Source organism: Streptomyces viridochromogenes, from assembly GCF_001270495.1.
In the GTDB taxonomy this organism is placed as follows: domain Bacteria; phylum Actinomycetota; class Actinomycetes; order Streptomycetales; family Streptomycetaceae; genus Streptomyces; species Streptomyces viridochromogenes_A.
This window is the reverse complement of sequence record NZ_LGUR01000251.1, coordinates 1-12998: the sequence shown is the minus strand read 5'-3', so window position 1 is coordinate 12998 and position 12998 is coordinate 1. Positions and strand designations below refer to the sequence as shown.

The following is a 12998-nucleotide window of genomic DNA, read 5'->3' as shown; positions in this document are numbered from 1 at the left end:
ATCGCTAACGTGTGCGCGTCAAGTCCGGCACCCCTCCGACCGAGGGGCACCCCGGGCTGCCTTGGCGTCTGAACTCACGGCACGAAAAGGGGAGTTGTGGCTCATCTGCTGGTGGTAGAGAGCTGGGTCGGGTCGATGAGCAGGCTGCTGCCACGGGCGATCCGGGAGGGCGGACACGAGTTCACCTTCCTCACCCGTGACCTGCATCACTACCTGCGCTCGGCGCCCGAGGGGACCGCACATCCGCTGCTCGGCGCCCGCAACGTGATCACGACCGACACCAACGACCTCGACGCCCTGCTGCCCGAGGTGGCGCGGCTGCACTCGGTGCTGGCCTTCGACGGGGTGATCACCTCCTGCGACTACTACCTGCCGACGGTGGCTCGCATCGCCGGGCACCTCGGCCTGCCCGGCCCCGGCCCCGAGGCGGTGGAGAACGCCTGCCGCAAGGACGCCACCCGCCGGGTCCTCGCCGACGCCGGCCTGCCCGGACCGCGCTTCGCCGTGCACGAGGAATGGGCCGACCTCGCGCGGGCAGCGCAGGAGATCGGCTACCCGCTCGTCGCCAAACCGGTCGACCTGTGCGCGGGCATGTATGTGCGCCGCGTCGACGACGAGGCCCAACTCGCCGAACTGGTCCGGGCGTTGGCCGACTTCCCGGTCAACGCCCGCGGCCAGCGCCGCACCCCCGCCGTCCTCCTCGAAGAGCTTCTGGACGGCCCCGAGGTGAGCGTCGAGACCGTGTCGTACGCGGGCGCCGTGCACATGGTCGGCGTCACCGACAAGAGCATCGGCGGAGCGCCCGCCTTCATCGAGACCGGCCACATGTTCCCCGCCGCCCTGTCGCTCGCCGACCTCGACGCCGCCGAGCAGACCGCGCTCGGCGCGCTCAAGGCCCTCGGGCTGACGGACGGGGTCGTGGCGCACACCGAGATCAAGCTGACCTCCGGCGGGCCGCGCGTGGTCGAGGTCAACCCCCGGCCCGCCGGCAACCGCATCACCGAGCTCGTCCGCCATGTCACCGGCATCGACCTCGCCGCCGCCTTCGTGGACGTCGCCCTCGGCCGCAGGCCCGACCTCCGGCACACGGACACCGGGCTGCGCAGTGCCGCCGTCGGCTTCCTCGTCCCCGACCGCACGGGCACGCTCGAAGCGCTGGACGCCGGTCAACTGGCCGACGAGCCAGGTGTGTTGGAGGTGACGCTCGCCGAACCCGGCAAGGCCGTGAAGGCGGCGGGCAGCAACAACGAGTACCTGGGCCACGTCATGGCCGGCGACCCCGACGGGCCCGGCGCCCGCGACCGCGTCGAGGGCCTGCTGGCCGGGCTGCGCGCGGGGATGGTGATCCGATGACCGCCCCCGGCGCCTCGCCGACGGCGCCCTGCCGGACGTACGACGATCTCGTCGCCCAGGTCCGCGCGGGCGCCCTCGGCCCCGATCCCCGCACCCAGCGCATCGCCGTCGCCTTCACCACCCGGCAGGCCGTACGGCACGACGGGCGCGGCACCGGCTACCGCAACGAGGTCCTCAGCCTGCGCCTCGCCGAGGCCGTCGGATCGTGCGCGGTCGAACCCGGGGAACTGCCGGACGGCGCGCTCGACGACTGCGTGGGCGCCGACGTGGCCCGGCTGCTGGAGCACCCGCTGACGGCGGTGCGGGTCGCCGCCCTGGACGCCTACCTGATGCACGTCACCCCGCACACACCCGACCACGGGGCCCAGCCGGTCGCGCTGCCGGCCGGGTCGTCGCTGGAGAAGTCCACGACCAGGGCGAGGGCCGTGGTGGAACTGCTGGACCTGCCGGCCGACAGCACGGTGCTGGTGGTCGGAGTCGTCAACTCCCTGCTGGCGGCGCTGCGTTCCCGCGGGCTCGGCTACGTCCCGTGCGACCTCAAGGGCGGCCTGACGGAGTGGGGAGAGCCGGTGGTCGTGGACGCGCTCACCGCGGCCGAGAGCTGTGATGCGCTGCTGGTGTCCGGGATGACCCTGGGCAACGGCAGCTTCGAGCCCCTGCGCGAGCACGCGTTGCGGCACGGCAAGCAGCTGGTGGTGTTCGCGCAGACCGGCAGCGCGGTACTGCCCCGCTTCCTGGGTCACGGCGTGAGCGCGGTGTGCGCGGAGCCGTACCCCTTCTTCTGGCTCGACGGCGGGCCAGGCGTCGTCCACCGGTACAGCGCCCCCGGCGGTGAGCGATGACCACCATCGCCGTACGTCCCACCGCCCGCCCGGAGTTGCTCACGCTGCTCGGCCGGACGCCCGTCGTCCGGGTCACCGCCGACCTGCCGAACCCCCACCCCGGATTCTGGGCCAAGCTCGAAGGGCTCGCGGCGGGCGGCATGAAGGCACGGGCCGCCGTGTCGATGCTGCTCGGGGCGCGTGAGCGAGGTGAGCTGCGGCCCGGCGCTCCGGTGGTGGAGTCCACCTCCGGCACCCTCGGCATCGGGCTCGCCTTCGCCGGACAGGCGCTCGGCCATCCCGTCGTGCTGGTCGGCGACAGCGAACTGGAGCCGTCCATGCGGCAGTTGCTCCGGGCACACGGCGTCCGTCTGGAGCTCGTCGACCGGCCCGCGCCGCAGGGCGGCTGGCAGGCCGCCCGCATCGGCCGACTGCGTGAACTGCTCGCCGAGCTGCCCGGCGCCTACTGGCCCGACCAGTACAACAACCCCGACAACACGGCGGGCTACGCCTCGCTGGCCGCCGAACTCGGCGTCCAGCTCGACCACTTGGACATCCTGGTGTGCAGCGTCGGCACCGGCGGCCACAGCGCCGGAATCATCGGCCCGCTGCGCCGGCACTGGCCGGGGCTCCGGCTCATCGGCGTCGACGCCACCGGTTCCACGATCTTCGGCCAGCCCGCCCGCCCCCGTCTGATGCGCGGCCTCGGAAGCAGCATCCACCCGCGCAACGTCGCCTACGACGCCTTCGACGAGGTCCACTGGATCGGCCCCGCCGAGGCCGTCGACAGCTGCCGAAGGCTCGCCCGGGGCAGCTTCGTCAGCGGCGGCTGGAGCACCGGTGCCGTCGCGCGGGTCGCCGCCTGGGCGGCCCGCGTGCACCCGGGGGCGGTCGTCGCCACCGTGTTCCCCGACGGGCCGCACCGCTACCTCGGCACCGTCTTCGACGACGACTTCCTCACCGCCCACGGCCTCGACCTCGCCGGCGCCGCCACCCGGCCCGTGGAGATTCCGCACCCGTACGCCGCCGAGGCGAACGGGTGGGTGCGATGTGCGCGGGTCGCCGATCCCCTCTCTCCCGAAAGGACCCGATGAAGGCCCGCCTGCGCACCGTACGTCTCGAACTCGCCGAGCCGCTGCGCATCTCCCGCTCCACCATGACCGCCCGCGACGCCGTGTGGCTCGGCGTCGAGCACGACGGAGTGACCGGATACGGCGAGGCCGTCAGCAGCGTGTACTACGGACTGGACGCCGACACGCTCGTCCGGCTGATCTCGGCGGTCGGCCTGGAACGGTTCGCCGATCCCGAGAGCGCGCTGGAGGCCCTGCCCTCCCTTGCCGCGCCGCCCGCCGTCACCGCCGCCGTAGAGTCCGCGCTGCTGGACCTCGTCGGCAAACGGGACGGTGTGCCCGTCCACCGCCTACTGGGCACTCCGGCGCCGTTGGGTGCCGCCACCGCACGCACCATCGGCATCACCTCGCTCGCCCACGCGGCCGGCGAGGCCCGGCGCCTCGCCGCGAGCGGGTTCGGCGTCGTCAAGGTGAAGGCGGGCTCGTCCGACGCCGAGGACGACGTCGAGCGCGTGCGGGTCATCCGTGACGCGGCGCCCCGCGTGCGGCTGCTGCTGGACCCGAACGGCGCCTGGAGCGTCGCGGAGGCCGAACGCCTGCTGCCCCGGTTCGCCGAGCTCGGCGTCGAGGCCGTCGAACAGCCGCTGCCGCCCGGTGACCCGGACGCACTGGGCGCCCTCGCCGAGAAGTCGCCGCTGCCGGTCATCGCCGACGAGGACGCGGTCAGTGTGGAGGACGTACGGCGGCTGGCCGGGCGTGTCCACGGCGTCAACGTCAAGCTCGCCAAGTGCGGGGGAGTCCGGGCGGCCCTGCGGATCGCGGAGTTGATCGAGGGCAGCGGGACGGAGCTGATGCTCGGCTGCCTCACCGCCAGCAGCCTCGGCATCGCGCCCGCCGTCCACCTCGCCGACCGCGCCCGCTGGGTCGACCTGGACGGGCATCTGCTGCTCGCGCACGACCCGTGGACGGGGATCGGCGGCGCGGACGGCACCGTAAGCACCAGTTCACGGCCCGGCCTGGGCGTCGAGGAGGTGACGGCGTATGAAGACGTGGCGTGAGATGCGGGGCTTCCCGCTCGCCGTCCAGCTCCTGCTCGTCAACCAGCTCGGCGTCAACACCGGCTTCTACCTCCTCATCCCGTACCTCGCCACGCACCTCGGCGAGAACCTGGGCATGTCGGCGGCCGTCGTCGGAATCGTCCTCGGTGTCCGCAACCTCAGCCAGCAGGGCCTGTTCATCATCGGCGGCTCCGCCTCGGACCGGCTCGGGGCGCGGGGCGTGATCATCGCCGGGTGCGCCCTGCGGACCGTCGGCTTCGGACTGTTCGCACTGGGCGACGGGCTGCCGGTACTGCTTGCCGCGTCCGTGCTCAGCGGACTCGCGGGGGCGCTGTTCAACCCGGCCGTGCGGGCGTACCTCGCACAGGAGTCGGGGGAGCGCAAGGCGGAGGCGTTCGCGCTGTTCAACGTCTTCGCGACCACAGGCGCGCTCATCGGGCCGCTGCTCGGCAGCGCGCTGCTCCTCGTCGACTTCCGTACCTCCGCGCTGACCGCCGCCGGGATCTTCGCGGTGCTCACCGTGGCGCAGGCGCTCGTCCTGCCCGCGCGGAAGGTCGAGCCCAGCGGCAACAGCGGTGTCCTCGGGGACTGGCGCGAGGTGCTCGGCAACCGGGCCTTCCTCGCCTTCGCGCTCGCCATGGTCGGCATGTTCACCCTGGAGAACCAGCTGTATCTGCTGCTGCCCGACGGCGCCCGCGAGGCCACCGGCTGGGACGGCGCGGCGGGCCTCGTCTTCCTCGTCGGCACGGTCGCCAACCTGGCGTTGCAGCTGAGGATCACCAGGAGCCTCAAGTCCCGTGGCAGCAGATCGCGTTGGATCGCCGTGGGCCTCGCGGTGATGGGGCTGGCCTTCCTGCCACCGGCCTTCGGGACGGGTGCGGTGCCCGTTCTGCTGGGCACGCTGCTGCTCTACCTCGGAATCATGATCGCGTCGCCCTTCGTGATGGAGCTGATCCCGCGCTTCGGCCGATCCGAGCTGACCGGCACGTACTTCGGGATCTTCTACGTCGTGTCCGGGGTCGCCGCCGCTGTCGGCAACGCCGTCGTCGGCTGGGCCATGGACACCGGGGACGGGCTGCCGTGGGTCTGCTGCGCCGTCATCGGGCTGGCGTCGGCGGGCGGTGTGGCCTGGCTGCACCGGCGCGGCGCGCTCCCCCACGCCGTCGAGCGGAGTTACGCATGACGGGCGGCAACCTCCTCACCGACCACCCCGCCCTCTACGAGGCCCGCTTCCCCGACGCCGACCGGCTCGCCGGACGTTGGACGGAGGACTGCCTGCGCCGGTACGGCGCGGGGCCGCGCGTCCTGGACATGGGCTGTGGCACCGGCCGTGACGCCGCGCACCTGCACGCCGCCGGCCGAGTGGTCACCGGCGCCGACATCTCCGAGACCATGCTGTCGTACGCCCGTGCCCGGCACCCCGGCCCCGAGTACGTCCACGCCGACCTGCACGGGTTCGAGCTGGGCGTGTTCGACGCCGTCGTCTGCCTGGACAGCTCCCTGCTGTACTGCCACACCAACGACCAGCTCGACGGCTTCCTCGCCTCCTGCCGCCAGGCCCTCGCGCCGGGCGGGCTGCTGGTCGCGGAGATGCGCAACGGCGCCTACTTCCTGGGCCGTACGGACCTCCTCGACCGCCCGACGGTCAACGCCTTCACCTGGCAGGGCACCGCCTACCGGTCGACGACCACCCTGACCGTCGACCGTACGGCCCAACTCCTGCGCCGTACCCGCGTATGGACCGCCGACGACGGATCACCACCGGTCGAACAGCGCTCCGCCTGGCGGCTGCTGTTCCCGCAGGAACTGCGCCACTTCCTCGCCGCGCACGGCTTCGAGGTGCTCGAACTGAACGACGGGCCGGGCCCGCGCACCGAACCCCCTTGGCAGCAGGGCGAGTTGCCCGGCACCACCACCGACGCGGACCGGCTGCACATCGTCGCGCGCCGGCCCACCCACTGACGCGATCCACCAGTAAGGACCAGTCATGTACGACGAACGTTTCCCCGGCCTGCGCCGACGCGGCTTCCTCGCCGCCACCTCGGGCGCCGCCGCCCTCGCCCTCGTCGGCTGCGCAGGCGGCACGGACGACAAGGCGGACAGCGCCTCCGGCACCCCGAAGCGCGGCGGCCGGCTGCGCGCCGCGTTCGCCGGGGGCGGAGCGAGCGAGACCCTCGACCCGCACCTGGCCAACCTCTTCGCGGACGTCGCCCGCGCCAAGGCGCTCTTCGACAAGCTCGCCGACTACGGCGCCGACCTCTCCGCCCAGCCCCGGCTCGCCGAGAAGTGGGAGTCCAACAAGACACTCGACCGCTGGCAGGTGACACTGCGGCAGGCCACCTTCCACGACGGGAAGCCGGTCACCGCCAAGGACGTCCTCTACAGCTACCGCCGTATCGCCGACCCCAAGCAGGCGTTCCGCGCCAAGGCGTCCCTGGAGCCCGTCGACCTCGACGCCAGCCGCGCCACCGGCGAGCGGTCCATCGAGTTCGTGCTGAAGCGGCCCACCGCCGAATTCCCCAACGTCCTGGCGGCGTTCGGCGCGTACATCGTGCCCGAGAACGCCACCGAGTTCGACGACAAGCCGATCGGCTCCGGCCCCTTCCGGTTCGTCTCCTTCGCCCCCGGCCGCTCCGCCGTCTTCCGCCGCAACGACGACTACTGGGACGGCGCCCCGCTCCTCGACGAGATCGAGTTCGTCGTCGCCAACGAGGAGTCCGCCCGCGTCAACGCCCTCCTCGGCGGCCAGGTCGAGTACGCGCACGAACTCAACCCGACGACCGCCCGCGCCCACGAGAGCGGCGGCCAGATCGAGATCGTGCGGCTGCGCAACAGCGCCATGCAGGCGTTCTGCATGAAGACCGACCGGGCGCCCTTCGACGACAAGCGGGTCCGCGAGGCCTTCTTCCTCATCGCCGACCGCCAGGAACTCGTCGACGGCGCCCTGTCCGGCGCGGGCGAGGTCGGCAACGACCTGTTCGGCAAGGGCTACGAGTACTACGCCGCCGACCTGCCGCAGCGCGAGCAGGACCTCGACAAGGCCCGCGCCCTGCTCAAGCAGGCCGGTGCCGAGAAGCTCAAGGTCACCCTGGACACCTCGGCCGTCGCCGCCGGGTTCACCGAGGCCGCCGGCATCTTCCGCGACCAGGCCGCCAAGGCGGGCGTCACCATCGACGTGAAGATGGGCAGCAAGGACTCCTACTGGAGCGACATCCTCGACAACGGCACCCTGTGCTGCTACCGCTCCGGAGCCATGCCCATCGAGGCCCACGTCTCGCAGCGCCTCCTCACCGACTCCACCACCAACGCCACCAAGTGGCAGCACAAGGACTTCGACGCCCTCTACCAGCAGGCCCAGTCCACCCGCGACAAGACCGAACGCGCCGCCGTCTACGAGCGCATGCAGCGCCGCCTGTACGCCGAGGGCGGCTTCCTCATCTGGGGCTTCGCCGACTGGATCATCGGAACGGGCCGCACGGTGAGGGGAGTGGAGACGAAGGCCCCCGCCAACACCCTGGACTGGGCCCGCTTCGACAAGGTGTGGCTGGCGTGAAGCGCGCCCCAAAGGGGCGCGGGGAACTGCGCGACCTGCCACCATGGCGCCGCACTCGACAACCGGCATTCCGCGGCACATCCTTCGTCGCCAGGCGCCTGCTCCTCGGCGCAGCCCAAACCGTGGCCGTCGTGCTGCTGGTCTTCGCGCTCACCGAGGCGCTGCCGGGCGACGCGGCGGTGGCCCTCGCCGGCGACCAGCCGGACCCCGCCCGCATTGCCGCCATCCGTGAGGCGATGGACCTGGACCGTCCGGCGTACGAACGGCTGGCCGACTGGGCGACGGGCCTGCTGCACGGCGACTTCGGCACCTCCCTGGCCTCCGGCCGCCCCGTCACCCAGTACATCGCCGACGGCTTCGGCCCCACCCTGGTTCTGGCCGCCCTCACGCTGGCGCTCCTCGTGCCGCTCGGCTTCGGCCTCGGCGTGCTCGCCGCCCGCCACGAGGGGCGGCTCGTCGACCGGCTGGTCAGCTCGGTGACGCTGGCCGTGTACGCCGTGCCCGAGTTCGCCCTCGGGGTGCTGCTGGTGACGGTCCTCGCCCTGAAGCTGGCCTGGCTGCCGCCGACGGCGGTCGGCTACGGCACCGACCTGCTCGGCCATCCGGCGGCGCTGGTGCTGCCGGTGCTGGTCCTGCTGTCCCGCCCGGTGTGCTCCCTGTCCCGCCTGGTCCGGGCCGGCATGGTCGACGCCCTCGCCTCCCCCTACGCCGCCCACGCCCACCGCTACGGCGTCCCCGGCGCCCGCGTCCGCTACGCGCACGCCCTGCCCAACGCCCTCGCCCCGGCCGTGCAGCAACTGGCCCGCACCGTCGACTGGTTGCTGTGCGGGGTGATCGTGGTCGAGGCCCTCTTCGTGATCCCGGGCCTGGGCACGGTCCTCCTCAACGCCGTGGCCGAACGTGACGTACCGGTGGTGCAGGGGCTGGCCGTGGTGTTCGGGGTGCTGACGGTCGTGCTCAACCTCGGTGCCGACCTGGTCGCCCACAAGCTCACTCCGCGCGCGGGGGTGGTCGCATGACGACGCTCCCCGGTCGGCAGCGGCGTTTCGTGCTCGGCCTCGCCGTCGTCGCCGTCCCCCTCGTGCTCGCCCTCCTCGGACCGCTGTTCGTGGGTGACCCGGGCCCCCGCGCCACCTCCTTCACCCTCGGCGGCGACCACTGGCTCGGCACCGACTTCGTGGGCCGTGACGTGTGGCAGCAGGTCCTGCTGGGCGGCCGTACGGTCGTCGTCACCGCCCTGGCCGCGACCGCCCTCGCCTATCTCGTCGCCGTCCCGGTCGCGCTCATCAGCGCGCTCACCCGTCTGCGGTGGCTGGAGGAACTGCTGATGCGGCCGCTGGACGTGCTGCTCGCCGTACCGTCGCTGCTGCTGATCCTGCTCGTGGCCTCCGTGCTGTCGCCGGGTGCCGCCGGGCTCGCGTTGCTCGTGGCGCTGGTGAACGTGCCCGACGCGGCCCGGATCGTGCGGGCGGCGGCGGGAGAGGCCGCGGCGCGGCCGGCCGTCGAGGCGCTGCGGATGCAGGGGGAGACCTGGTGGCGGATCGCCGTCGGCTATGTCGGCCGGTCGGCGCTGCGCACCCTCGCCGCCGACGCCGGGATCCGGCTGACCGGTGTGCTGTACCTGGTGTCGACAGCCGCGTTCCTCGGCGTCGGCGTCACGCCGGACGCCGCCGACTGGGCGGTCATGGTCGACCGCAACCGCACCGGCCTGTTGGTGCAGCCCTGGGCCGTGGTGGTGCCCGCGCTGCTGATCGTCGCGCTGACGATGGGGACGAACCTGCTCTTCGACGCCGCGCTGGAGAAGAAGGGGCGACGCCCGTGAGCCGTGATCCCGTTGCTGAGATCCGCGACCTGCGCGTCGAGATCGACGGCCGTGCGATCGTCGACGGAGTCGACCTGAGGGTGCTGCCCGGGAAGGTGACCGCCCTCGTCGGCGCCTCCGGCAGCGGCAAGACCACCACGGGCCTCGCGCTGCTGGGGGAGTACCCGCCCGGCGCCCGCGTCACGGGCGGGATACGGCGCACCGGGGAGGGCCCGGTGGGTTACGTCCCCCAGCACCCCGCGGCCGTCCTCAACCCGGCCCGCCGGGTCGGCGCGCTGCTGCACGACATCGCCCGCCCGCAGGTCCGACACCTGCCCCGCGCCGAACGCCGTGAGGCAGCCCGCCAACTGGTACTGCACGCCCTGGCCGATGCCCAACTCCCGGACGGCGAACCCCTGTTGCGTCGTCACCCCCACCAGCTCTCCGGCGGCCAGCAGCAACGCGTCGTCCTCGCCCAGGCCCTGCTGCTCGGCGCCCGCGTCATCGTCGCCGACGAACCCACCACCGGGCAGGACGCGTTGACCAAGAGCCGTATCGTCGAGCAGCTGGAGCAGGTGGCGGCACGTGGCATCGCGGTCGTCCTGCTCAGTCACGACCTCGACGTGGTCCGCGCCCTCGCCGACGAGGTCCTCGTCATGCGCGCGGGCCGGGTCGTCGAGTCCGGGCCCGTGGAGCGGCTGTGGACGGCGCCCCGGCACGAGTGGACCCGTCGGCTGCTCGACGAACAGCGCGCGGCACCGCGGGACGGGGCGAGCGTCGACGCCGGGCAACCCGTCTTGGAAGTACGGGACTTGACCGCCGTGCACGACCGCGGGACCGTCGTCCTGCGCGCCCCGCACCTCACCCTGCACCGCGGTGAATGCCTGGCCGTAGTCGGCCGTTCCGGCAGCGGCAAGACCACGCTCGCCCGCTGCCTCGCGGGCCTGCACCGTGACCACGACGGCGAGATCCTGCTCGACGGAACACCGCTCCCGCGCAGCCTGCGCCACCGCGACCGGAGCCGACTCGCCGCCGTGCAGTACGTCTTCCAGGACGCCCGCGCCGCCTTCGACGAGCACCGGCCCGTGCTGCACCAGGTGGCCCGGACGGCGGTACGGCTGCGCGGCACCGGCGAACGGGAGGCCACGGACGAGGCGTTGGCCACCCTGCACCGCCTCGGCCTGGCGGCGGACCTGGCCCACCGCCGTCCCGGCGAACTCTCCGGCGGCGAACTCCAGCGCGCCGCCCTCGCCCGGGCCCTGCTCGCCCGGCCCCGGGTGCTGATCTGCGACGAGGTCACCTCCGGCCTGGACACGGTCACCCGGCGGGGCATCCTCGACGTCCTCGCTGGTCTGGCCGGGGAGGGCGACGGCCTGTCCCTCGTCCTCATCACCCACGATCTCGACACCGCGCGCCTGGCGGACCGCATCGCCGTACTGGACGCGGGTGAACTCGTCGAACAGGGTCCGGCGCAACGGATCCTGACGGAACCTCAGCACCCGTTCACGGTCTCTCTCATGCGGACCACCGAGCGTCTGGAGACGGGAACCCGGCGGTGAGTGCCGACCTCCGGGCGCCTTCGCGGAGGAGACGGGAAGGCCTCCGCGAGTGGCCCGGAGGCCGGCGGTTTCGGGGGCGCCCTCGCTACGACCTGGTCGGCAGGTGGCGGCCGCGTGGACGGGCGGTGGCCTCGGCCAGCAGGTCGTGGATCTGGCGCACCGCCTCTCCCGGGTGGGAGGCCGGGGTGGCGAAGGGCAGACGGACGTCGTGGTGGGAGCCCGGCGTCTCCAGCCGGAGGACCAGGCCGTGCCGGTCGAGCCGCAGCGGCCGTACGTCGGTCGCGCCGAGCTGTTCCGGGGCCTGGAGCAGCCGGGCGAGCGGTGCCACGGTGTGGGCGTGGGCCGCGTCCAGCCGGGCCAGCATCTCCGCCTCGTGCCTGGCCAGCGGGTCGGGGGAGGCGAGGCTCAGTTCGTCGAGGCCGATGACGGTCGTCCCGCCGTCCTCGGTGAGCACGGCCCGCGCCGGATGGAACACCAGGTTCTTCGGACCGAGCGCGCTGAGCCAGCCGCCCAGCGTCAGCCGGGACCGCACTCGCTCGCGCACCGCGACGGCGGCGACGTCGGTGAATTCCACGAGGGTGGCGAGATCGCCCTTCGGCGCCACGGCCAGCTCGGCGGCCAGGTGGCTGTCCGGCGGGTTGTGCAGGAGCAGTCGTGCCGCGGCGTCGACGGTGTGCAGGCCGATCAGCTCGACGCGGTGGCCCCGTGTGGTGACGGTCAGCGAGCCGGCCGCCGCCAGCACCGAGCGGGCACGCTCGGCCGGCGTCGGCTCAGGGCAGGTGGCAGCAGACATGGAGACCCTTCGAGAAGTCCGAGGCGGTTCGACTTAGGTAAGCCTAACCTTATTCTGGCGTCTCTGGCTTCGGTTACGCCGCCCGCACCTCCGCGGAAGCCACCGGGAAGCCCTCCGTACGGAACACCCGCCGCTCGGCGTCCACGGCGAACACCTCGCAGCCGGGCCGCGAGGCGGCCCACCCGACGCCTTCCGCGCCCATCGCGAACGCGGCCGTCGCCACGGTGTCCGCCACGGTCAGGGAGGACGCCGCCACGCTCAACGAGAGCAGTCCCGTCGCCGGACGCCCCGTCCGGCCGTCGATGATGTGGTCGCCGCGCTCGTAGCACGCGGACGTGGCGAGGGCCCCGTCGGTGAGCTCGGCCACCGAGCACACCTTGTCGGCCTGCTCGGGGTGGCGTATCCCCACCCGCCAGGGCCCGCCGACGGCGACCACGTCACCACCGGCGTTCAGGACGAAGCGCCCCGCGCCCGCCGCCTTCAGCAGCTCGGCCGCCCGCTGCACGGACCAGCCCTTCACCACCGCGCACGGATCGAGCCCGCGCCCCGGGAGCCGTACGTCGAAGGCGCCGCCGGTGGCGACCCGGTACTCCTCGCACAGGTCGAGGACCTCGGCGAGGTCCGCGCTGACCTCGCTCCGCGCGATCTCGCCCCGGTCGAGCCGGCACACCTCGCTGTCGGCCTTGAACGGGCTGAACCGGGCGTCGACCGCACGCAGCCACGCGAAGACGGCGTCGGCCGCCTCCTCGCCGATGTGCTCGTCGTCGACCCGCAGCGAGACCGGGAACCCCATCACATGCTCGACGCGGTGCACGTCAGGCGCCCTTGGCGTCGATGGCGGCCTGGAGGGACTCCTTGTAGCCGTCGCTGGTGATCGTGGCGCCGGAGACCGTGTCGATGTCCGTGCTCTGTGCTTCCAGTGTCTCGGCGATCAGCTTCGGGACGGCGGCCGTGGTCTGGGGGTGGTTCGGCTGCTGGAGCATCTTCACA

Annotated in this window: 13 protein-coding genes; 10 read left to right on the top strand and 3 right to left on the bottom strand. The window is 73.1% G+C overall.

Translation table 11 applies throughout. The features are described 5' to 3' along the window. The first annotated feature begins 96 nt into the window (after positions 1-96). Genes ADK36_RS40270 through ADK36_RS40225 form a run of 10 tightly spaced genes read left to right on the top strand, consistent with a single transcriptional unit; the run spans position 97 to position 11215 of the window. On the top strand, positions 97-1353 hold the full coding sequence (locus ADK36_RS40270) for an ATP-grasp domain-containing protein (protein ID WP_199830354.1): 1257 nt from the start codon (positions 97-99) through the stop codon (positions 1351-1353). Then, positions 1350-2195, top strand: coding sequence for a hypothetical protein (locus ADK36_RS40265; protein ID WP_048586340.1), 846 nt, complete (start codon positions 1350-1352; stop codon positions 2193-2195). Before ADK36_RS40270 ends, ADK36_RS40265 begins: the two co-directional genes overlap by 4 nt. Further along, positions 2192-3268 carry a PLP-dependent cysteine synthase family protein gene (locus tag ADK36_RS40260; protein WP_048586339.1) on the top strand — a complete coding sequence of 359 codons (1077 nt, stop codon included), beginning with the start codon at positions 2192-2194 and terminating at the stop codon, positions 3266-3268. Before ADK36_RS40265 ends, ADK36_RS40260 begins: the two co-directional genes overlap by 4 nt. After that, entirely contained in the window at positions 3265-4302 is a 1038-nt protein-coding gene (locus ADK36_RS40255) for a dipeptide epimerase (protein WP_048586338.1), read from the top strand. The genes ADK36_RS40260 and ADK36_RS40255 overlap by 4 nt, the downstream gene beginning before the upstream one ends. Further along, complete coding sequence (locus tag ADK36_RS40250) at positions 4286-5485, top strand: MFS transporter (protein ID WP_048586337.1); 1200 nt, start codon at positions 4286-4288, stop codon at positions 5483-5485. Before ADK36_RS40255 ends, ADK36_RS40250 begins: the two co-directional genes overlap by 17 nt. After that, positions 5482-6264 carry a class I SAM-dependent DNA methyltransferase gene (locus tag ADK36_RS40245; RefSeq protein WP_048586336.1) on the top strand — a complete coding sequence of 261 codons (783 nt, stop codon included), beginning with the start codon at positions 5482-5484 and terminating at the stop codon, positions 6262-6264. The genes ADK36_RS40250 and ADK36_RS40245 overlap by 4 nt, the downstream gene beginning before the upstream one ends. A 25-nt stretch (positions 6265-6289) precedes the next feature. Further along, a complete protein-coding gene (locus ADK36_RS40240) occupies positions 6290-7855 on the top strand; it encodes an ABC transporter substrate-binding protein (protein WP_048586335.1) in 1566 nt (521 codons plus the stop codon). Between the two features lie 35 nt (positions 7856-7890). Continuing rightward, complete coding sequence (locus tag ADK36_RS40235) at positions 7891-8874, top strand: ABC transporter permease (RefSeq protein ID WP_048586357.1); 984 nt, start codon at positions 7891-7893, stop codon at positions 8872-8874. Then, a complete protein-coding gene (locus tag ADK36_RS40230) occupies positions 8871-9677 on the top strand; it encodes an ABC transporter permease (protein ID WP_048586334.1) in 807 nt (268 codons plus the stop codon). Before ADK36_RS40235 ends, ADK36_RS40230 begins: the two co-directional genes overlap by 4 nt. Further along, entirely contained in the window at positions 9674-11215 is a 1542-nt protein-coding gene (locus tag ADK36_RS40225) for an ABC transporter ATP-binding protein (RefSeq protein ID WP_048586333.1), read from the top strand. Before ADK36_RS40230 ends, ADK36_RS40225 begins: the two co-directional genes overlap by 4 nt. Before the next feature lie 85 nt (positions 11216-11300). Here ADK36_RS40225 and ADK36_RS51110 read toward each other — a convergent pair whose 3' ends face one another. From ADK36_RS51110 to ADK36_RS40210, 3 genes are all read right to left on the bottom strand, one after another. Next, positions 11301-12008 (bottom strand): DUF2470 domain-containing protein, encoded by a 708-nt coding sequence (locus ADK36_RS51110; protein ID WP_048586332.1) that lies wholly within the window; start codon positions 12006-12008, stop codon positions 11301-11303. A 73-nt stretch (positions 12009-12081) separates the two neighbouring features. Continuing rightward, complete coding sequence (locus ADK36_RS40215; RefSeq protein ID WP_048586356.1) at positions 12082-12801, bottom strand: FAD:protein FMN transferase; 720 nt, start codon at positions 12799-12801, stop codon at positions 12082-12084. Positions 12802-12823: 22 nt separating this feature from the next. Then, positions 12824-12991 carry an FMN-binding protein gene (locus ADK36_RS40210; RefSeq protein ID WP_234330055.1) on the bottom strand — a complete coding sequence of 56 codons (168 nt, stop codon included), beginning with the start codon at positions 12989-12991 and terminating at the stop codon, positions 12824-12826. Between the last annotated feature and the right edge of the window lie 7 nt (positions 12992-12998).

Coding starts and splice junctions, on each gene's coding strand:
- ADK36_RS40265 (WP_048586340.1), top strand. CDS start 1,350: ATGACCGCCCCCGGCGCCTCGCCGACGGCGCCCTGCCGGACGTACGAC.
- ADK36_RS40260 (WP_048586339.1), top strand. CDS start 2,192: ATGACCACCATCGCCGTACGTCCCACCGCCCGCCCGGAGTTGCTCACG.
- ADK36_RS40255 (WP_048586338.1), top strand. CDS start 3,265: ATGAAGGCCCGCCTGCGCACCGTACGTCTCGAACTCGCCGAGCCGCTG.
- ADK36_RS40250 (WP_048586337.1), top strand. CDS start 4,286: ATGAAGACGTGGCGTGAGATGCGGGGCTTCCCGCTCGCCGTCCAGCTC.
- ADK36_RS40245 (WP_048586336.1), top strand. CDS start 5,482: ATGACGGGCGGCAACCTCCTCACCGACCACCCCGCCCTCTACGAGGCC.
- ADK36_RS40240 (WP_048586335.1), top strand. CDS start 6,290: ATGTACGACGAACGTTTCCCCGGCCTGCGCCGACGCGGCTTCCTCGCC.
- ADK36_RS40230 (WP_048586334.1), top strand. CDS start 8,871: ATGACGACGCTCCCCGGTCGGCAGCGGCGTTTCGTGCTCGGCCTCGCC.
- ADK36_RS51110 (WP_048586332.1), bottom strand. CDS start 12,008: ATGTCTGCTGCCACCTGCCCTGAGCCGACGCCGGCCGAGCGTGCCCGC.
- ADK36_RS40215 (WP_048586356.1), bottom strand. CDS start 12,801: ATGGGGTTCCCGGTCTCGCTGCGGGTCGACGACGAGCACATCGGCGAG.
- ADK36_RS40210 (WP_234330055.1), bottom strand. CDS start 12,991: ATGCTCCAGCAGCCGAACCACCCCCAGACCACGGCCGCCGTCCCGAAG.